Annotated in this window: 16 protein-coding genes; 5 read left to right on the top strand and 11 right to left on the bottom strand. The window is 71.1% G+C overall.

The features are described 5' to 3' along the window. Window positions 1-78: 78 nt before the first annotated feature. From NXI30_08050 to NXI30_08040, 3 genes are read left to right on the top strand one after another with little or no spacing between them, the layout of a single operon-like run. Window positions 79-1,281: a cytochrome P450 gene (locus NXI30_08050; GenBank protein MCR9094154.1), complete on the top strand. Its 1,203-nt coding sequence runs from the start codon at window positions 79-81 to the stop codon at window positions 1,279-1,281. Further along, complete coding sequence (locus NXI30_08045; protein ID MCR9094153.1) at window positions 1,278-2,525, top strand: cytochrome P450; 1,248 nt, start codon at window positions 1,278-1,280, stop codon at window positions 2,523-2,525. Before NXI30_08050 ends, NXI30_08045 begins: the two co-directional genes overlap by 4 nt. Window positions 2,526-2,561: 36 nt before the next feature. After that, a complete protein-coding gene (locus tag NXI30_08040; protein MCR9094152.1) occupies window positions 2,562-2,990 on the top strand; it encodes a heme-binding protein in 429 nt (142 codons plus the stop codon). Here NXI30_08040 and NXI30_08035 read toward each other — a convergent pair. The 4 genes from NXI30_08035 to NXI30_08020 all read right to left on the bottom strand — a co-directional run bounded on the left by NXI30_08035 (window position 2,987) and on the right by NXI30_08020 (window position 5,127). Then, the gene (locus tag NXI30_08035) at window positions 2,987-3,619 is read right to left on the bottom strand and encodes a glutathione S-transferase family protein (protein MCR9094151.1); all 633 of its coding nucleotides are present in this window, start codon (window positions 3,617-3,619) and stop codon (window positions 2,987-2,989) included. The genes NXI30_08040 and NXI30_08035 overlap by 4 nt on opposite strands. After that, the gene (locus NXI30_08030; GenBank protein MCR9094150.1) at window positions 3,616-4,092 is read right to left on the bottom strand and encodes a group II truncated hemoglobin; all 477 of its coding nucleotides are present in this window, start codon (window positions 4,090-4,092) and stop codon (window positions 3,616-3,618) included. Before NXI30_08030 ends, NXI30_08035 begins: the two co-directional genes overlap by 4 nt. A 55-nt stretch (window positions 4,093-4,147) precedes the next feature. Beyond that, complete coding sequence (locus NXI30_08025) at window positions 4,148-4,453, bottom strand: antibiotic biosynthesis monooxygenase (protein MCR9094149.1); 306 nt, start codon at window positions 4,451-4,453, stop codon at window positions 4,148-4,150. 125 nt (window positions 4,454-4,578) lie between these two features. Beyond that, window positions 4,579-5,127 carry an NAD(P)H-dependent oxidoreductase gene (locus NXI30_08020; protein MCR9094148.1) on the bottom strand — a complete coding sequence of 183 codons (549 nt, stop codon included), beginning with the start codon at window positions 5,125-5,127 and terminating at the stop codon, window positions 4,579-4,581. A gap of 62 nt (window positions 5,128-5,189) precedes the next feature. Between NXI30_08020 and NXI30_08015 the strand changes: the two genes are divergently transcribed. Together NXI30_08015 and NXI30_08010 are read left to right on the top strand one after the other, a co-directional pair. Beyond that, entirely contained in the window at window positions 5,190-5,570 is a 381-nt protein-coding gene (locus NXI30_08015; protein ID MCR9094147.1) for a hypothetical protein, read from the top strand. A 93-nt stretch (window positions 5,571-5,663) separates the two neighbouring features. Beyond that, on the top strand, window positions 5,664-7,940 hold the full coding sequence (locus NXI30_08010) for a multicopper oxidase domain-containing protein (protein MCR9094146.1): 2,277 nt from the start codon (window positions 5,664-5,666) through the stop codon (window positions 7,938-7,940). 38 nt (window positions 7,941-7,978) lie between these two features. Here NXI30_08010 and NXI30_08005 read toward each other — a convergent pair whose 3' ends face one another. From NXI30_08005 to NXI30_07975, 7 genes are all read right to left on the bottom strand, one after another. Then, entirely contained in the window at window positions 7,979-9,082 is a 1,104-nt protein-coding gene (locus tag NXI30_08005; GenBank protein MCR9094145.1) for an inositol-3-phosphate synthase, read from the bottom strand. A 179-nt stretch (window positions 9,083-9,261) separates the two neighbouring features. Then, window positions 9,262-10,065, bottom strand: a complete 804-nt coding sequence (locus tag NXI30_08000) for a hypothetical protein (protein MCR9094144.1) — start codon at window positions 10,063-10,065, stop codon at window positions 9,262-9,264. 68 nt (window positions 10,066-10,133) lie between these two features. Next, window positions 10,134-11,969: a BatD family protein gene (locus NXI30_07995; GenBank protein ID MCR9094143.1), complete on the bottom strand. Its 1,836-nt coding sequence runs from the start codon at window positions 11,967-11,969 to the stop codon at window positions 10,134-10,136. Between the two features lie 5 nt (window positions 11,970-11,974). Continuing rightward, complete coding sequence (locus tag NXI30_07990; GenBank protein MCR9094142.1) at window positions 11,975-15,460, bottom strand: VWA domain-containing protein; 3,486 nt, start codon at window positions 15,458-15,460, stop codon at window positions 11,975-11,977. Further along, the gene (locus NXI30_07985) at window positions 15,457-16,500 is read right to left on the bottom strand and encodes a VWA domain-containing protein (protein ID MCR9094141.1); all 1,044 of its coding nucleotides are present in this window, start codon (window positions 16,498-16,500) and stop codon (window positions 15,457-15,459) included. Before NXI30_07985 ends, NXI30_07990 begins: the two co-directional genes overlap by 4 nt. Next, on the bottom strand, window positions 16,497-17,525 hold the full coding sequence (locus tag NXI30_07980; protein MCR9094140.1) for a BatD family protein: 1,029 nt from the start codon (window positions 17,523-17,525) through the stop codon (window positions 16,497-16,499). The genes NXI30_07985 and NXI30_07980 overlap by 4 nt, the downstream gene beginning before the upstream one ends. Further along, complete coding sequence (locus tag NXI30_07975) at window positions 17,522-18,496, bottom strand: DUF58 domain-containing protein (GenBank protein ID MCR9094139.1); 975 nt, start codon at window positions 18,494-18,496, stop codon at window positions 17,522-17,524. Before NXI30_07975 ends, NXI30_07980 begins: the two co-directional genes overlap by 4 nt. Window positions 18,497-18,508 lie beyond the last annotated feature (12 nt).

Here is an 18,508-nt window from a genome sequence, read left to right as displayed (position 1 = left end):
CCCTCGGAGCGTAATCGACTTGCGGCGCCTTCGCGGCGGATGCCAACATCCTTGTAACCAGGAGGATCGAGCCCCCGCATGCCGATCGAAGCCGAGGCCGAGGCGACCGCCCCGAGCTGGGATGCCTACGAGATCGCGAGCCGCGCGGATCCCCATGCCGGCTGGCACGAGGTGCGCGAGCGCGATCCCCTCGTCCAGACCGCGGACGGGGTCTGGCTCGCCACGAGTCACGACCTCGTCGACCGGATCCTCAAGGACGCGCGCTTCGGAGCCGGCTCCGGCGTCGCCGCGTCGTTCGGCGCCCGGGAGGGACGCGCCGCCCGGGTGATGGCGACCTGGCTCATGTCCCGGGACGGAGCCCCGCACGACCGCGCCCGCGCCCTCGTCCGTCGCTCCTTCACGCCTCGCGCGATCCTTGCGATCACGTCGCGGATCCAACACGTCGTCGACGCGAGACTCGCCGACGTGAGGGAAGGCCTCGGCTCGGGCGTCGTCGATCTCGTCGAGCGCCTCGCCTTCGCCGTGCCTTCCGACGTGATGCGGGATCTCTTCGGGGTCGATCCCGAGACGTGGCGGGGCTTCGAGTTCCTCGTGCGCGATCTGCCGGACGAGCCCGGCGCGAGTCTCGCGATGATCGACGGGCTCGCGGAGGCGTTCCAAGAGAGACTGAAACATCCCGGTGGCGCGACGGGTCTGCTCGACGCGCTCGGTCGACCCGGCGACGACGACGCGCGACTGACCCCGGACGAGATCGTCGCGAACGCCGTCCTCCTCCTCACGGCGGGGATCGACACGACCGCAGGCCTGATCTCGAGCGCGATCCACCTCTTGCTCGATCGCCCCTCGATCCGGGCCCGGATCGCCGGGGAGCCCGGCTTCGCCGCGGCGGTCGTCGAGGAGACGCTCCGCTTCGAGTCACCCGCCCTCTCCTGCTCGCGATGTGCCCTCGTGGATCTGGAGATCGACGGGCGTCGGATCGAGGCGGGCGCGAACGTGCTCCTCGGCCTCGCGGCCGCGAACCGCGATCCGGCCCGCTTCCCCGATCCCGACACCTTCGATCCCGATCGCGACGGCACGGGGGGACTGGCCTTCGGCGGCGGTCGGCATCACTGTCTCGGCGCTCCCCTTGCCCGTCTGGAAGCCCGACTCGTCCTCGAAGCCCTCTTCGCTCCGGGGCACATCGCCCTCGCCCGCGTCGAAGGGCCGACCTGGCAGGTCCGCAACCCCACCGTCCGCGCCCTCGAGCGACTGCCGGTGCGGGGCGCAGGGAGCCACGCGTGAAGGTCGAAGCGCACAGCCTGATGGACCCGGCGATCCAGGCGGATCCCTACGCCTACTACCACGCGCTCCACGAGCAGGCCCCGGTCTACTGGATGCCGGATGCGGAGGCGTGGCTCGTGAGCCGCTACCGGGACGTGCAACACGTCCTGCGGCACCCGGAGATCTGGTCGAACGATCTGCTGGGCAAGGCCGGCTTCTCGATGTTCCAGCACGAGGAGGCGCGCGCCGTCCTCGAAGCGGACGGGTGGCCACGGGACACGCGCCTGCAGTCGGACCCGCCGATCCACCGCGACTATCGCGCCCTGGTGAACCCGGCCTTCACCGCGGGCCGCGTCCGAGCCCTCGCGCCCTTCGTCGAACGCGAGTGCGATGGGCTGCTCGACGAGATGGCCGCGACCGAGGAGTGCGAGTTCATCGAGCGGTTCGCCGCCTGGCTGCCGATCCGCGTCGTGACGCATCTGCTCGGCCTGCCCGCCGACGATGCCCGGCGGATCAAGCGCTGGAGCGATGCCTGGGTCGAGCCGCTCGGGGGCGCGCTCACCCTGGAGCGCGAGATCGAGGTGGCCCATCTCGGCGTCGAGCTCCAGCACTACCTGGCCGACTGGATGGAGCGCAAGGAGAAGGCGCCCAGCGACGACGTCCTCTCGACCCTCGCGACCGCGACGTTTCCGGATGGCACGCCGCTTCCGATGGCCGAGAAGATGGGACTCGCCGAGCATCTGATCGTCGGCGGACACGAAACGGTGACCAGCGCCCTCGCGTCGGGCCTCAAGCTCCTGATCGAGCACCCTGCCGTCGCGACGGCGCTTCGCGCGGACCCGGCGAGGATCCGGAATTTCGTCGAAGAGGTCCTCCGCCTCGAATCGCCCAGCCAGGGCTTCTTTCGTTATGCCGTCGAGGACGGGGAGGTCGCCGGCACGGCGATTCCGAAGGGCTCGATGGTCCACGTCCGCTTCGCGGCCGCGAACCGGGATCCGGAGATCTTCCCGGATCCGGACGTGCTCGACCTCGATCGACCGAACGCCGGAGCACACATGGCGTTCTCCCAGGGCGAGCACCACTGCGTCGGGGCACCGCTGGCCCGCCTCGAGCTGCAGACCGCATTCCGCGGCTTGCTCGAGCGCTTCGACGACTTCGAGCTCGCGACCGAGGAGCCGCTCCGGACCCTTCCAGGGCTCGCCCTGCGGATGCTCGAACGGCTGCCGGTCAGACCGCGACCGGCACGCTCCCACGACCCCGCCTGAAGCGCGCGCTCAGGCCGCGCCAAGACAGGAGAACCGATGCCCACCAGTGCCCTCCGTGCCACGCTCTCGACCGAGGCGACCCTCGCCCTGCTGGATCGGGCCGTCGCGCGCGCCCGGGAGCTCGACATCCGCGTCCACATCGCGGTCTACGACTCGACCGGCGAGGAGGTCGGCTTCTTCAGCTGCGAAGGCGCGCCCCGCCTCGCTGCGACGACCGCCCGCCACAAGGCCTTCACCGCCGTCCACACGGGGATGTCCACCCTCGAATGGAAGCAGTACGTCGACACGATCCCGGCCGACGAGCTCAAGATCATCGACAAGGTGGAGGGCTACATCGCCGCGGATGGCGGCTACCCGATTCGCGAGGGCGAGCTGGTCCTGGGCGGCATCGGCGTCTCCGGTGCCGACCAGGCCCGTGACGCAGACGTGGCCCGCGCGGCGATCGAAGCGCTCGACGCGCTCTAGAGCAGGATCGTCTTCTTCGCGGCCGGTCGCTCGCGGTAGCGGTCGCACCACTCGCGCAGCCGCGGGGCGTCCTCGAGGACGTCGACCTCGCGGAACCGCGCGAACTGCAGGATCGCCTGCAGGGTGCAGTCACCGACGGTCGGTCGGTCCCCGGCGAGGAAGGGGCGCCCATCCGCCATCTCGCTCTCGAGATGGGCCACGGCCTTTGCGCGGTTCCCGGCGAAGTACTCGGCGACGGGCGGGTTCGCCGGGAGCCCGAGCGGCGAGTTCGACGCGTGGATCTCCCGGGCGGTGTTGATCAGGACGCCGATGTCGGCGATCCGCTCGATCTGCCGTGCATAGGCCGCGCGGACCGGGTCGTCGCCCCACATCGAGGGGCTCGGGTACGTCGTCTCGAAGAATTCGATGATCGCCAGCGATTCGCAGAGGCAGGTCCCGTCCTCCAGCTCGAGAACCGGCAGCGTCCCGCGCGGATTCTTCGCGAGGAACGCCTCGCTCTTCTGCTCGGACTCGAGCAGGTTGACCGTCACTTCTTCGAGCGGGACCTCACAGCCGAGCTCCGCCTTCTCGGCCAGGTAGAGGCGCACCTTCGCGGGGTTGGGCGCGAAGGGAAACATGTGCAGCTTCATCGATTCTCTCCGCTCTTCGTCTCGATCGTGAGCCCCGCCGTTCCGGGGCCGGCTCTCTCGAGCTTGCGGGCCTCGACCCGCTGGCGGATCCGCTCCGCGGGCACGAAGAGCTCGCGCAGCATGTAGGCCTTCAGGTCGTCCGGATACGCCATCCGATCGAGGGCGCGCTCCATGCACCGGAGCCAGGCGTCGCGCTCCTCCTCGCCGACCGGCAGGTGCTGGTGGAAGATCGGGATCTTGATCGGTCCGTACTTCTCGGAGTAGAGCTTCGGCCCTCCGGTCCAGCCGGACAGGAAGCGGGCGAGCTTGTCGATCGACACCTCGAGATCCGACGGGTGCATCGAGCGGATCCTCGCCGCCTCGGGCAGCGTGTCCATCTCTTCGTAGAACACTTCGACGAGACGCCGGATCGCATCCACCCCACCGAGGGCCTGATGCGTCGCGTCTCCTTCACCGTAGTTGCGGTCGGCCAAGGACCGATCTCCTTCCACGGGCGCGATTCGGGAGGAGGCGAGCGGGCGCTCGGCGTCAGCTCGGAAGCGAGAGCGCCTCGCCGAGCTCGTGGATCTGCAGGTCCATCGACTTCGGCGGTCGCGCCGAGATCGCCTCGTTGAACTTCGCCATGTGAGGCGTCGCGAAGTGCTTCTGGAGCGCCTCCATCGACTCCCAGCGCTCGTTGATCCGGAGCACGTCGGGATCGTTCACCTCCTGCAGGAAGGTGTAGTCGTGGCAACCGTCTTCGGCGCGGCTGGCGGTCTCCATCTCGGCGAGGGCGTCCTTGAGCGCCTCGATGTCGGCGGCGCTGCTCTGGACGACGGCGGTGATGACGAGCATGATCGGATCCTCCGGTGGATTCGGGATTCGGGATTCGGAAAGGGTCTTCGGCGAGGAGCGTATCCGCCCGGGTGCGGGTAGACGGGCGCGTGGGGCGGGGCGAAGGAGCCTTGGACGCGCGACGCTCAGGCGGACGTCTTCTCCGCCCACTCGACGAAGCCCGCGAGCGTCCGCTCGAGCCGGACCCGAGTGAGCTCGTTGGTGAGGGCACCGCTCTCGTCGAAGTGCTCGTGGACACCACCCACCAGGAAGCCCGGGCTCACGAAGACCGGCGTGAGGGTTCCGGCGAGGATGGTCCCCAGCTGCGCGTGGGCCCGCGATCCTCCCGCCGGCGCGAGAGAGAGCGCCACGACCATCGACGGACGATCCTTGAGCGGCGAGTTGTAGGCGGGACGCGAGGCCCAGTCGATCAGGTTCTTGAGCGTCCCCGGGACGCCGTAGTTGTACTCCGGCGTGATGAAGAGCAGCCCGTCGGCGGCGCTCACCTGATCGAGGAGCGTCTGGACTGCCGGCGGCTTCTCGTCCCCGTCGAGGTCCTGGTCGTAGAGCGGGAGATCGCGGCCGTCGACGATCTCGACGGTCGTGCCTTCCGGAGCGAGCTCCGCAGCGGCGAGGGCGAGCTTCCTGCTGAACGAGGCAGCGCGCAGGCTGCCGATGAGGGCGAGGATCTTCAAAGGGGTCTCCGGTCGAGGCGCGGCGGGAGCGTAGCAGCGGCCTCCGACGCTATGCTCGAACCGTGCGTCGGCTTCTCGCCACGATTGCGTGCGTCTTCGTGCTCGTCCCGACGAGTGCGACCTGTTCAGTGGTCTGCGACGCCCTGGCCTCGGAAACGACGCCGATGGCCGACCACTGCGACGGGATGGCCGAGCACCCGGCCGGTCCGGACCCGGCGGATGCGCCCTGCGACACCTGTGGTCTGCACGCGGCATCGGACCGGGAAGGCCCTTTCGCCGCGGCGCGTCCGGGCGTCGACGAGCTCGTCGAGCGGGTGTGGCGACCGACGGCACCCGTCCTGCTCGCGCGAGCCTCGGAGGCGGCGCTTCGACGGACGCCGCCACGGTCGAACGACCCACCCCCACCCCGACTCGCTGTCACCCACGCCCCGCTCCTGATCTGAGATCCGGCGAACCTGCCGGCCGTCCTTCGCGGTCCGGTCCCTCGTTCGCCCACGCCTGCGCTCGCGCGGGCTCGATCTCACTGGAGCACCCCTATGTCTCGAGGTCCCACTCCCGCCCATCTGCGGTCCGCCTTCCTGCTCGTTCTCCTCCTCGCGAGTGCCGCACGGACGGTCGGCGCCACCCCGCCGATCGCCCAGACCGAGCACGACGGACTCCGCATCGTCGAGGCCGAGCTCACGATCGCGCGCGAATCGGTCGAGATCGCCGGGGTCACGTCGGAAGGCATGACGGTGAACGGGGCCATCCCGGGACCGACGCTCCGGTGGCGCGTCGGGGATCTCGCTCGCATCCGCGTGACGAACACGATGGACGTCCCGAGCTCGATCCACTGGCACGGGCTCCTGCTCCCGAACGTGCAGGACGGCGTCCCCGGCCTGACGACACCCGGCATCCGGCCCGGCGAAACCCACACGTTCGAGATTCCGATCCGTCATCCCGGCACCTACTGGTACCACTCCCATACGGCGCTCCAGGAGCAGCGCGGCGTCTACGGCGCGATCGTGATCGACGAGGACGAGGCACCGACTTCGAGGCCGCACGACCATCGACCTGCGACGGCACCCGACGTCGACCGGGACGTCGTCCTCGTGCTCTCCGACTGGACTCGACGCGATCCCAACGAGATCCTGCGCCTGCTGAAGCGAGGCAGCGAGTACTTCTCCGTCGAGAAGGGAACGGCGCAGAGTCTCTGGGGCGCCTTGCGCGCCGGCGAGCTCGGCAGCGTCCTGCGCAGGTCGCTTCGACGGATGCCCCCGATGGACCTCTCGGACGTCGCCTACGACGCGTTCCTGATCAACGGCGCTCCCGAGTCGACGATCGAGGCCCGGCCGGGCGAGCGACTCCGGATCCGGATCGTGAACGCGGCCGCGTCGACCTACTTCTATCTGGGGATCGGCGCCCGTCCCTTTCGAATCGTCGCCGCCGACGGCGTCGACGTGCGGCCCTTCGAGACCGATCGGCTCCTGATGGCGATCGCCGAGACCTACGACGTCGTGGTCGAGGTTCCCGCCGACGGCCGGATCGAGTTCCGGGCGACCGCCCAGGACGGATCCGGTTCGGCATCGGCCTGGATCGGCTCCGGTCCGGATCGACCCGCCGAGTCCGTACCGCGCCCCAACCTCTACGCGATGCGCCACGCCGGGCACGGCGCCGCACACGGGTCGTCGCACGCGAGCCCCACGCCGGACAGGGCGCCGCACGAAGAAGCCGAAGCTTCCCACCCCCCGGTTCACGAGGGACACGAGGGACACGAGATGCCCTCGGGACACCGCGGCGCTTCCGACGGAAGCCACTCGCCGGCCGTCGACGATTCGCACGCGAGTCACGCCGCACACGCCGAGGCGCACAATCCGCGGCCGCTCCCACCCTATGAGCGGCTGCAATCGCGCCACCCGAGCACCCTCCCCGAAGACGCGCCGTCCCGAACGATCCGACTCCGGCTCACCGGCAACATGGATCGCTACGTCTGGTCCTTCGACGGAAAGACCCTCGCCGAGTCGGATGTGATCCCCATCCGCCGCGGCGAGATCCTCCGAGTCGAGCTCGAGAACACGACGATGATGCACCACCCGCTGCATCTCCACGGGCACTTCTTCCGGGTCCTCGGCGCGAACGCCCTCCGTCGGGCCGATGCCCATGCGCCCCTCAAGCACACCGTCGACGTGGCCCCCATGCAGACGACGACGATCGAGTTCCTGGCCGACGCCGAGGCCGACTGGTTCTTCCACTGCCACGTCCTCTACCACATGAAGGCCGGCATGAGCCGCATCTTCCACTACGAAGGGGACGCGCCCGACCCCGCGCTCTCGGAAGAACGCGAGCAGCTCTTCAAGGACCCGATCTACGCGTGGGCGGAGGCGAGCGGGCTCTCCCAGTTCACCGAAGGCGAAGCCATCGCGAGCAATCGCCGACACGAGCTCGGCGTCGAGTGGGAGATCGGCTATCGAGGGGACGTCGACCACGAGGTACTGCCCCGCTACCGCTATCACGTGAACCGCTTCTACCGGTTCTTCGCCGGCGCGAGTTTCGAAGACGAGCGGGACGTCGGCGTCTTCGGGGCGGAATCGCTCCTTCCGCTCAACTTCGATGGCCGCGCCTGGATCGACACCCGCGGCCATGGGCGCTTCGCCCTCGCCAAGGAGCTCGACCTCACCTCGCGGCTCGGCTTCGTGGGCGACGTCGAGTTCGACACGGAGCAGGGATTCGAAGGCAGCACGGGCCTGCGATTCCGCGTCCACCGATACGCCGCGATCGCTGCGGAGTGGCACAGCGAGTTCGGCCTGGGCGCGGGACTCGAGTTGATCTGGTAGGCCGCTGGCCGTCCCGTTCGCGCGCGACGCCGACGCGCTCAGTCGCGACGCGCGAGCGGCTTCGCCTCGATGAACGCGTCGACCGCGACCCGCGCTTCCTCGTCGCGCATCTGGATCGGCGGACTCTTCATGTAGTAGGCGCACGCCGCATCGAGCGGCCCGCCCATCCCCCGGTCGAGGCCGAGCTTCGCGCAGCGGATCGCGTCGATCACGACGCCGGCGCTGTTCGGCGAGTCCTGGACCGAGAGCCGGAGCTCGAGCTCGATCGGCGCGTCCCCGAATCCTCGCCCTTCGGCGCGAATGAACGCGACCTTGTTGTCGCCCTGCCAGGGGACGTAGTCCGAGGGGCCGATGTGGATGTCGTCGGTCGCGAGGCGTTCGTCGAGCTGGCTCTGGACCGCTTCGGTCTTGGAGACTTTCTTCGAGGCGAGGCGCGTTCGTTCCATCATGTTGAGGAAGTCGGTATTGCCGCCCGTATTCAGCTGATAGGTCCGGTCGAGCTCGACGCCGCGGTCGGCGAGCAGGCGGGCGAGCACCCGGTGGACGATCGTGGCGCCCACCTGGCTCTTGATGTCGTCGCCCACGATCGGCAGGCCGGCCTCGCGGAAGCGATGGCTCCATTCGGGATCGGAGGCGATGAAGACGGGGACGCAGTTCACGAAGGCGACGCCCGCCGCCAGGCAGGCTTCGGCGAAGGCTCGAACCGCGGCCTCGGCCCCGACCGGGAGATAGGAGACGAGGATCTCGGCCCCCGAATCGGCGACGGCGCGGGCGAGATCGACGGGCGGCTCGTCCGTGATGCGAAAGGCCCGTTCCGCCGGGTGGTCCGCCATGTGCGCCGCGATGCCGTCGAAGACCGGGGCGGACTGCACGTACACCCCCGACCTGGGCAACGCGTCCTGGAAGACCCGGGTGCAGTTCGGCGCCGCGAGGATCGCTTCTTCGAGGGGACGACCGACCTTCCGCGCATCGACGTCGAAGGCCGCGACGAACGCGAGATCCTCCGCCCGGAAGCCGCCGATCGACGTGCGCATGAGTCCTGCCCGATCGTCGCTCTCGCGCTCGGCGTACCATGCGACGCCCTGCACGAGCGCGCTCGCACAGTTGCCGACGCCGGCGATCGCCACCCGGATGGGCTCCATCCTGACCTCCTCGTGCCGTCGCGACCCCGGTCGTGCGGCGGCCCACGAGGATCGCGCATCCCCGCCGGCCCGGGGCGGACCCTACCGCGCCCCCCCCGTCCGTCGATGGCCCGGAAATGACTCGGCCCCGAAGCATGGAACCTTCCGCGAACCGGGGCGTCGAAGAGACGCGCTCGGGATCACCCGTTCTCGGCGTCGACCCGTGCCACGTTCGACCTCCGCACCCAGACGTCGCGCCCGTTCGCGAGCCGGACACGCGCCCAGCCCTGGCGTTCCTCGAGGAAATCGACCTCGACGCCCGCCGGCAGGGGCTCGGGCAACGCCCGGGGTGCGAGCGCCGAGTCCGCCGAGCGCGCCTCGGTCTCCGCAGCGATCAGGACGGCGAGGGGCCGCGTCGACGCCCCACCGACGAAGGTCGAGCCCAACAGGAGCGCCCAGGCCACGCCGGCGAAGACCGCGGCGCCCCGCCAGGCGCCCGGTCGCTCGCGGACCGAGAAGACGGCTGCGATGGCCATCGCCAGGAAGGCGACCGCCGCCCCCCGGACCCGCCAGGCGCTCGGCAGCAGTCGGTCGTCGAAGAAGCCCCGGAAGCCCTCGGCGTCCTCCGGCCGCGGGACCCAGCCCGGTAGCCGCCCGCGCGCGTACTCGAGATTCTGGCGTGCAGTCGGGTCGTCGGGGTCGATCTGCAGCGCGCGGTGATAGGCGAGGACGGCCGTCCCGCGATCCTGGGCCTGCAGCGCTGCGTTGCCCAGGTTGACGAAGAGCGGCGCCGTTGCGACGCCGTCTTCCACGAGCGAGGCGAAGCCTCGTTGCGCCTGCGCAAAGCCCGCAAGGCGTGCGTCACGATCGGGCTCGGCCAGGGCCGCCCCGTAGGCCTCGCTCGCTTCCGCGAGACGGGCCTCGCGGTCGAGCGCCGACGCCGGCCCGACCATCAACAGTGCCAACGAGACGAGTCCGGCGATTCGCGCGGCCGAACGCTTCATGTGCCCCCGGGCGAGTCGCGGGGCCAAACCCTTCGTGCGCCCTCCGGCGGGTCGAGAGGCGAGATGCTTCATGCGCCCTTCCCCGACTCGAGGGTGTCCAGGAAGCGAAGCGCCCTCGCCTTCAAACTCGCGGGCAGCTCGGCCTGCTCGCCCCCCGGCGCGAAGCGAAGCGCGTCGCACTCGGCGAGGAGCGCATCGTGCTCCCCCGCCGCCGCCTCCGGCATCGCCGCCGCGAACTCGCGCAGCGCGCGTCCGAGCGCCCCCGCCTCGGTGGCCCCTTCGATCTCCCGACGCGCCGCCACGATCGCACCGGCCCGCGCCCGCTCAGCGGGATCCCGTCTCCTCCGCCGCGCATCCAGGACCGCGAATCCCAGCAGCGCGACCGACAGCGCGTAGATCGCGGGGACCTCGACGCCGGCCCCCGCGACGCGGCGGCCGCCGTCGAGGACCCGCGCGGGTTGCAGCTCGATCGCGAGGTTCGCGCCGCTCGCGGCGAAAGAGTCGCGGCGCTCCGGCGACGACGGCGTGCCGGCCGGGTCGCCGTCGGCCTCGCCGGACGCGGACGAAGTGACGAGAGCGCCGGCACCGCGGTCGACGTCGTCGGCGCCGATCACCTGAGCGGCCCCGACCGAGAGCGCGATGGGGCGCGTCGTCGTCGTCTCGAAGCGCCGCGTCTTGGCATCGAACCACGCGTACTCGAGTGCCGGAACTTCGCGCACGTTCGCGTCGAGGACGCGAAGGCTGACCTCGAACCGCTTGCCATCCTCGTCGACGAGTCCCGCCGGCGGCTCCTCCGGCAGTCGGAACCGGGCCGGGTCGAAGAAGCCCGGGGCATCGAAGGGCGGAAGCCCCGCGCTCGAGAGATCGCCGTCGCCCCGGAGCACGAACGAGAGCACGATCGGCTCCCCGAGCTGGACGACGCTGCGGTCCGCGCTGACTTCGAGGGTATAGCCGGAGCCGACGGCCCCGGCCCAGGTCGGCGGCCGGCCGATCCTCGGAACCTCGATCACTTCGAGGTCGACGGGACGGCCCTCCGACATCAGGCGTTCGCTCGAGGTCGCCTGCCGCTGGCCGAAGACATCGCGCCGGAAGCGGGTCCCCCGGCTGATCACGATCCGCGGCGGCGCGGCGCGGAGCGGCTCCGGAGAGAGCGCGATCATCGTCCGCTCCGCCCGGAGGACGAGCACGGTCCGACCGCCCACGGTCTCCTCGCGCAGGGCCGCCGGAAGCCGGAGACGTCCCTCCGCCGTCTCGATCTCGAGGGTGCTCTGGCTACTCCCCGGCGCATCCAGAAAGCGCAGGTTCGGCACATCGAAGAGGGGGACCGTCGCCGAGTACTCGATCAGATCCCGCTCGGCCTCGCGATCGATCCGCAGCTCGATCGCGACGGGCACCTTCTGTCCGACGAAGATGGGGCCTTCGGGAAGCGAGACCGACAGCCCGACCATCCCGGTCGTGGGCACGCCCTTCACGTCGAGGCGGGTCGGTCCCGTCGAACGGGTCGTCGCGCCCTGGCGCACGCGGAACGGCGGGAGGTCGATCCGTCCGGTGCGGTTCGCGATCAGCTCGTACTGGTAGACGAAGCGCACCTCCTTCGAGCGGGACATGCGGCCGTTCACGATCGAGATCGACGACGAGACGCTCGGCGAGACGCCGGCGAAGCGCAGCGTGCCGTCCTCGAGCGCCGGCGCGTCGATCTCCGGCGTGGGATCCTCTTCGAAGTCGAACGCGACGACCTGGAGGTTGATCGGGTCCCCGACGTAATGGGGCCCCCGTCCGACCTGGACCTGCGCCTCCTGAGCGAAGGCCCCGCCCGACGCGACGAGGGCGAACTGGAGCAGGCCGAAGCCGGCCGCGTACCGGCGTGCCCAACCCCCTCGCCTTCCCGTTCTCCGGTCGATCACCCGCCTCACCAGTCCCTGTCCACCGGCTGCGATCGCCGCTGCTGGCGCTCGCGCTCGCGATCCCGTCGCCGCTCGGCCTCTCGATCCCGCACGCCCTGGAGGAGCTGTCCGGGATCCTGCGGCCCCTCTTGCGACTCGGCCGCCTCATTCTCGCGCGAACCGTCGCCTTCGTCGCCTCCCTCGGGCTGCGGCTGTTGCTCGCCCCCCTCGGATTCCTCGGAATCGGACTCGTCCTGATCCTCGCCCTGCTGATCCTCGGGAGGCGGCGGCGGGGAGAGCAGCTTGAGCGCCTTCATGAGCTCTTCGATGGCCAGGGTCTGCGGCGGCGCCACGGCTTCGAAGTCCGGCGTCTCGGCCTCGAGTCCCTGCTTCGCGTCGCGCATGGCGAGCTGCGCGCTCGCCACGTGCTCCGCCGCCCGACGCGCCTTCGCCTGTGCCGCCTCGGCCTCCTCCGGAGCGACGCCCTCCGGTGCCTCGACCTGCGATCGTTCCAGCAGGACGTCGGCGATCGTGCCTGCCCGTTCTTCGAGGCCGCCCTGATCGTCGCCGAGCGCGCGGGCGCGGGCCGCGGTCTCCTCGGCATCGGCGTTCGCGGTGGCCAGCGTCGCCACTTCGTTCGTCTCGTCTGCCAGATCGACCTGATCCCGCGCGAGCTTCTGGAGATGCTCGATCAGGGAAAAAAAGAGCTCGCGCAAGCGTTCGAGCTGATCCCGCGCCGTGGCCGCGTGGGCGCCGCTCGCGACCCAGTCGAGCTCCCGCGCCGTGAAGCCGAGGCGCGCCGCCTCCATCTCGCCGTCCGCCGCCGCCAGCAGCGCACTCGCCGCGTCGAACCGGGCCTTCTCGTTCGCCGCCGGATCTTCGTCCTCGGCCGGCGGGGCCTGAGCGGCCGCCTGCTCCGCCGCCGCCAGCGCGGTCGCCCGCTCCTTCGCGAGCAGGATCTCCAGTCGATCGGCGCGCTCGAGATTCTTCGACTGCAGCTCCGTCGCCATCGGCGCGTACTCGTCGCGTACCTCCGCGATCGCCGCCTCTTCCGTCGAAGCCAGGTCGGCGATCCGCGACTGGTCCTCGAAGGTCACGCCGAGCAGGCGTGCGAGGTCGAAGAAAGACTCCCGTGCGTCGGCGAGCGCCCGACCCGCCCGCGCCTCGGAAGCGAACGCCTCGCGCAGCGCGTCCGCGCCGAGCTCGTTCGTGGCCGCTTCGAGGAACGTCGCCGCCTCGCCGACGAGGGGCGCCGCGACGACCAGGGCCTCTCGCAAGAGCTCGGGATCCGGCGCGCCCGGCTCGACCGGCGCCGCGGACTGTCCCTGCGCCGCAGACTGTCCCTGCGCCGCAGGCGCTGCCTTCGCGGCCTCCTCGGCCGCGACCTTCAGGCGACCCGCGAGCTCCCCGACGCGATCGGTCAGTCGACGTGCTTCCTCTTCGACCGCGCCGCGCGTCAGGAAGGCCGGCAGCGCAGGACCGGGCTCGCCGCTCGGCGACGGCCGATCCGCAGCGAGCAGCGCGCCCGTCTTCTGGAGCACTTCGCCGGTCTCCTGGATCAGCACGTCGATCTGCTGCACGGGATCCCGCAGCTGGTCCCGCGCGCGCTTCAGCTCACCGAGCGACGAGGCGCCGCGTCGATAGGCGCGCTCCGGCCGACGCAGGCGGAGCTGGCGACGGGTCCCGCCGATGCGCTCGATCGACGAATCCAGGTAGACGAGCACCCCTTCGAGCTGGGCTGCACGGAGGGCGTCCTCCGGCGACCGTACGTCCTCCACCATCCGCAGGATCGCTTCCCGCTCGCGAACCACTCGCTCCGCCAGCGCGTCGGCATCCGCGCGCAGCACGCGTTGCTCGGTCGCCGCGGCGTCGAAGGCGGGACGGAGCTGCGCGAGCGTCGCTTCCTCTTCCTCGCCCTCGCGGCCCGCGACGGCGCCCAACAGCTGCGCGGCGGTCCCGAGATGGCCCCGCTGGCGATCGATCAGGGCGTCGAGCGCCTGCTCGAGATCGCCCTCCTCCTGCCGCGCGAGCTCGTCGGCCAGCAGGAGCGCGCGACGCAGCACCACTTCGAGGTTGTGGCGCGGGTCTTCCTCGTCGGGGCGGAGCGCGACGGCTTCGCGGAACCAGTCCGCTGCTTCGTGCAGCGCGGCCAGGCTCGCCTCCGGCGCCTCCTCGGCGTCCGCGCGCGCGACCGCCGCCATGCCCAGGTTGTAGGTCGCGGCGAATCGGAGCTCGGGATCGTCCGGCGCGTCGCGTCGCGCATCACGAAGTCCCGCCGTCGCCGCCGCAGCGTCCCCCGCCGCGAGCGAGGCGTTCGCACGATTGAAGCGCTCGCGGGGGTCGACCTGCGGCGTCGGGGCGGGCGGCACGGGCGGCGCCGCCTCCGTCTCCTCGAGGGCCTCCCCCTGGATCGGATCGCCCTGGGCCGCAGTCTCGGGGGCATGCGCGGTCGTCACGAGGAACGCCGCGAACAGCGCCGCGATCGCCCCGCCCCGCGGCGGTCTTCCGCCGACGAGGAGCACGCCGGCGAGCAGCGCGACGAACGCGATGGCGACGAAGAGCTGATAGGCCTCGTCGCGGATCGTGCGGCCCCGCTCGTCGATCTGGCCCCGGGTGAGACCGGCGATGTGCGCATCGTAGATCGACGCGAGGTCGAGGACCCCGGTGCCCGCCGGGACGTAGGCGCCGTCGGTCGCGAGGGCGAGCTCCCGGAGAAGATCCCCGTTCAGGCGGCTGATCACGGGACGCCCTTCCGCGTCGCGCACCTGCACCCGCGCCCCGGTCTCGGGATCCCGCACGAAGATCGGGCTGCCGCCTTCGTCGCCGAAGCCGATGGCGATGATCTTGATACCGGCTTCCGCGGCGCGCCGGGCCGCGTCGAGGGCGAAGGAGTCGTGGTCCTCGCCGTCGGTGATCAGGATCAGGGCGCGCTGGGCGGGGCCCGGGTCGCCGAAGCCCGTGACCGCGCGGCCGATCGCCTCGGCGAGCTTCGTTCCGCCGCGCGGCACGCTGTGCGGGCCGGCGCCGTCGAGGGCCAGACGCAGGAAGCTCTTGTCCGGCGTCATCGGCGAGAGCACGCTCGCCCGCCCCGCGAACGCGATCAGCCCGACGTGGTCGTCCCGCAGATAGGCCAGCAGGTCCCGGACCTCCGCCTTCGCCCGCTCGAGGCGCGACGGCGCCGCATCGTCCGCGAGCATCGAACGCGAGACGTCGAGGGCGATCATGATCTCGGCACCGACCCGCGGCGTCGCGACGAAACGCTCGCCCATCTGGGGCTGGAGCAGCGCCGCCGCCATGGCGAAGCCGGACACGACGAGCAGCGCGAGGCGCGTCACCCGGCGCCAGCGCGCCGGCCGCGCCACCAGCGCCGACTGGAGCGCGCTCGACACCAGACGGTCGAGGGCGCCCGCGCCGCGGCGGTCGAGACCGACGACGACCAGGGCGACGAAGAGCCACGCCCCGACCACCCAGAGCAGCTCCGGCCGCGCCCAGTGGATCCCGAGACCGCTCATGCCGGCAGCCTCCGAAGCCAGCTGCCCGCGAGCAGGAGCGAGAGCGCCATCGCGACGAGGGCCACCGCGACGAAGGGCAGGTAGTGGTACTCGTACTCGAGGTAGCGGATCTCGCTGACCTCGCTTCGCTCGAGGCGGTCGATCTCGGCGAGGACCTCGCGGATCCCGTCGGCATCGGTGGCGTGGAAGTAGCGACCGCCGCTTCGCTGGGCGACCTCCTGGAGCGTGACCTCGTCGATCTCGACGCGGACGCGCTGGAGGACGGTCCGGCCGCCCGGCATCTGGACGGGCACCGGGGCGAGACCGGTATAGCCGGCGCCGACGGCGTAGACGCGGATCCCGAAGCGGGCCGCGAGGTCGGCGGCTTCCCGGGGCTCGATGTCCCCGGTGTTGTTCACGCCGTCGGTCAGCAGGATCACGATCTTCGACTTCGTCTCCTGCCGCCGCAGTCGCTCGACCGCGAGGGCGAGGCCTTCGCCGACCGCCGTGCCGTCCTCTTCGTGGGTGGTCGGCGTCTCGAGCTGATCGAGGATCGCCACGAGGTTGCCGTGGTCGAGGGTCAGCGGCGAGAGCCCGTCTGCATAGCGGGCGAACGAGACGAGACCGACGAGGTCGTCGGGCCGTCCGTCGCCGGCGTCCCCGCCCCCCAGCACGAAGTCCCGGAAGATCGTCTTCACCGCGTCCAGGCGACTCACGCTCCGGTCACCGCGCACGAAGTCCCGCGCCTGCATCGAGCCGGACCGATCGACCACCATCGCGATCGCGATGCCCTCCCGCTTCACCTCGCTCACCGCGTCGCCGGTTCGCGGCCCGGCCAGGGCGAGCGCCAGGCAAGCGGTCGACAACGCCAGCAACGCGGCGGGCAGCCACGTGAGCCGGGCGCGGAGCGACCGGCCACGGGTCTCGACCAGCGAGAGGCTCGACCACGTGACCGCCGCCGGCCGCGCGTTCGCGCGAATGAAGACGAGGGGCACGAAGATCAGGGCGAAGAGGAAGAGCGGATCGCTCCACTCGAAGCCCGCGCCGGCGAGATCGGTCATGCCGCACCCTCCGCCGCCGCAGACTTCGCCCCGAGCTGCGACCCGAGTACCTGGTCCCGGGTCTCTTCCAGGAAGCGCTCCGCGGAGGCGATCGACTCGTCGACGACGGTCGCGTCCGGGCGGTGGCCCGCGAACTTCACGAGGTCCGCCTGGGTCAGGAACTCACGGAGGAGCTGCTGGTGGGAGCGCGCGAGGTCCGGCGAGCGACCCATCTCGGTCAGGAACTCCTGGGTCGTCAGCTCCGGTGATCGCAAGCCGAAGCGGTCTTCGAGATAGGTCCGCACGATCTGCGAGAGCGCCACGTAGAAGGCGTCCATGCGAGCGGCGTCGGGTCGACCTCCGGACAGGAGCCCGTCGAGGGCCTGGCGGGCGACTTCGTAGGCACTTCGCTGGCGACGTCGGGCACGGGCAGCCGCGAGGGCCCGCCACGCGAAGGGTCCGGCGATCGCGAGGGCGACGCCCAGGGCGAGGGCCCAGAACCAGACCGGACCGAGCGGGCCGCGGCGGGGTCCGAGATCGGGGTGCGCCGGGCGGAGCTCGAGCGGCGCGTCTTCGGCGAGGACCGGGGCGATGTCGACGCGGAGCCGCTCGGTCAGGAGCTCGTAGGCGTCCTCCCCGTCCGGCGCGGGGTCGCGTCCGGGTCGGCGGTCGACGAATTCGACCCGCAGGGGCGGGACCGACTGGACGCCGGAGTGCTTCGGCTGGAGTCGATAGGTCTGTCGCGCGACCGTTCGCCCTTCGTCGTCGATCCGTTCGCTCGGAGCGAAGTCGACGATCTCGAAGCGCCCGAGGGCCTCGCCGAACTCCGGCATCAACAGCTCGACCGCGGGCTCGGAGACCACTTCGAGATCGAGGGTCAGCACGTCCCCGATCACCGGCTCCGCGGGCGAGAGTCGGAGCACACCGCGGACCGGGCCACGCTCGAAGGCCTGTTCGACGACGCTCTCCTCGGCCTGCCCGAAGGTCGGCGCGGTCACCGACAGCAACAGGAGAAGGAAGAGGAGGCCCCGAACACCCCGGATCATCGACGCCCCCGTCGCTCACGCATGCGAAAGAAGCGCACCAGGGGCTCGATCACGTCGCCGCTCGCGTCGACGTGGATGAAGTCGATGCCGAGGGAGGCAAAGCGCCGGTGGAGATCCGAGACGCGCGCCTGCGCCCGCTCCTCGACTTCGCGCCGGAACGAAGCGGCGCTCGTATCGACGACCCGGGTCTCGCCGGTCTCGGCGTCCTCGAGGGCGACGAGCCCGGCATCCGGCACTTCGAGCTCGTTCGGATCCGTCACGAGGACCGCGATCACGTCGTGCCTCCGATTCGCCGTGACCATCGCGTGCTCGAAGTCGTCGTCGAGGAAATCGCTCACGACGAAGCAGATCGTGCGACGCTTCGTGACCTGCATCAGGAACTCGAGGGCGTGGCCGACGTCGGTGGACTCGCGCGCCTTCCGCGGTCGCCTTCCCGTGGCGAAGCGATCCCACGCGGCGCGGAGACGCGCGACGAAGCCGGGCGTCTCGAGGCTCTCCGCCGCCCGCGCGTCTTCGTGGGCCAGGACCTCGCGCACGACGCGCAGCGCGTGCTTCTGCCCCTTGCGCGGCGGGATGTACTGCTCGATGTCGCCGTGGAAGAGCGCGAGGCCGACCTTGTCGTCGTTCCGGGTCGCCGAGAACGCGAGCAGCGCGCAGAGCTCCGCCGTCGCTTCGCGCTTGCTGCGTCCGCGCGAGCCGAAGTCCTGGGAGGCGGAGACGTCCGCCATCAGCATGAGCGTGAGCTGGCGCTCTTCGACGTAGCGCTTGACGTGGGCCTCGCCGGTTCGCGCCGTGACGTTCCAGTCGATCGACCGGACGTCGTCGCCGGGCACGTAGGGACGGACCTCGTCGAACTCCATGCCCCGGCCCTTGAAGACCGAGACGTACTCCCCCGCGAGCACGTCGGCCACCTGACGGCCGGTGCGGACCTGGATCTCGCGAACGCGCCCGAGGATCTCGCTGGTGAGCATCGAAGAAGAAAG

The sequence above is a fragment of the bacterium genome (assembly GCA_024742285.1).
GTDB lineage: Bacteria > Myxococcota_A > UBA9160 > UBA9160 > UBA4427 > UBA4427.
The sequence above is the reverse complement of the archived record's forward strand: the minus strand, read 5'-3'. Positions and strand labels throughout refer to the sequence as shown.

Bases quoted from the DNA above. Each gene is read 5' to 3' on its own strand.
- NXI30_08035 (MCR9094151.1), bottom strand. From the start codon at position 3,619: ATGAAGCTGCACATGTTTCCCTTCGCGCCCAACCCCGCGAAGGTGCGC.
- NXI30_07985 (MCR9094141.1), bottom strand. From the start codon at position 16,500: ATGACCGATCTCGCCGGCGCGGGCTTCGAGTGGAGCGATCCGCTCTTC.
- NXI30_08025 (MCR9094149.1), bottom strand. From the start codon at position 4,453: ATGCTCGTCATCACCGCCGTCGTCCAGAGCAGCGCCGCCGACATCGAG.
- NXI30_08000 (MCR9094144.1), bottom strand. From the start codon at position 10,065: ATGAAGCGTTCGGCCGCGCGAATCGCCGGACTCGTCTCGTTGGCACTG.
- NXI30_08040 (MCR9094152.1), top strand. From the start codon at position 2,562: ATGCCCACCAGTGCCCTCCGTGCCACGCTCTCGACCGAGGCGACCCTC.
- NXI30_08005 (MCR9094145.1), bottom strand. From the start codon at position 9,082: ATGGAGCCCATCCGGGTGGCGATCGCCGGCGTCGGCAACTGTGCGAGC.
- NXI30_07975 (MCR9094139.1), bottom strand. From the start codon at position 18,496: ATGCTCACCAGCGAGATCCTCGGGCGCGTTCGCGAGATCCAGGTCCGC.
- NXI30_07980 (MCR9094140.1), bottom strand. From the start codon at position 17,525: ATGATCCGGGGTGTTCGGGGCCTCCTCTTCCTTCTCCTGTTGCTGTCG.
- NXI30_07990 (MCR9094142.1), bottom strand. From the start codon at position 15,460: ATGAGCGGTCTCGGGATCCACTGGGCGCGGCCGGAGCTGCTCTGGGTG.
- NXI30_08050 (MCR9094154.1), top strand. From the start codon at position 79: ATGCCGATCGAAGCCGAGGCCGAGGCGACCGCCCCGAGCTGGGATGCC.
- NXI30_08010 (MCR9094146.1), top strand. From the start codon at position 5,664: ATGTCTCGAGGTCCCACTCCCGCCCATCTGCGGTCCGCCTTCCTGCTC.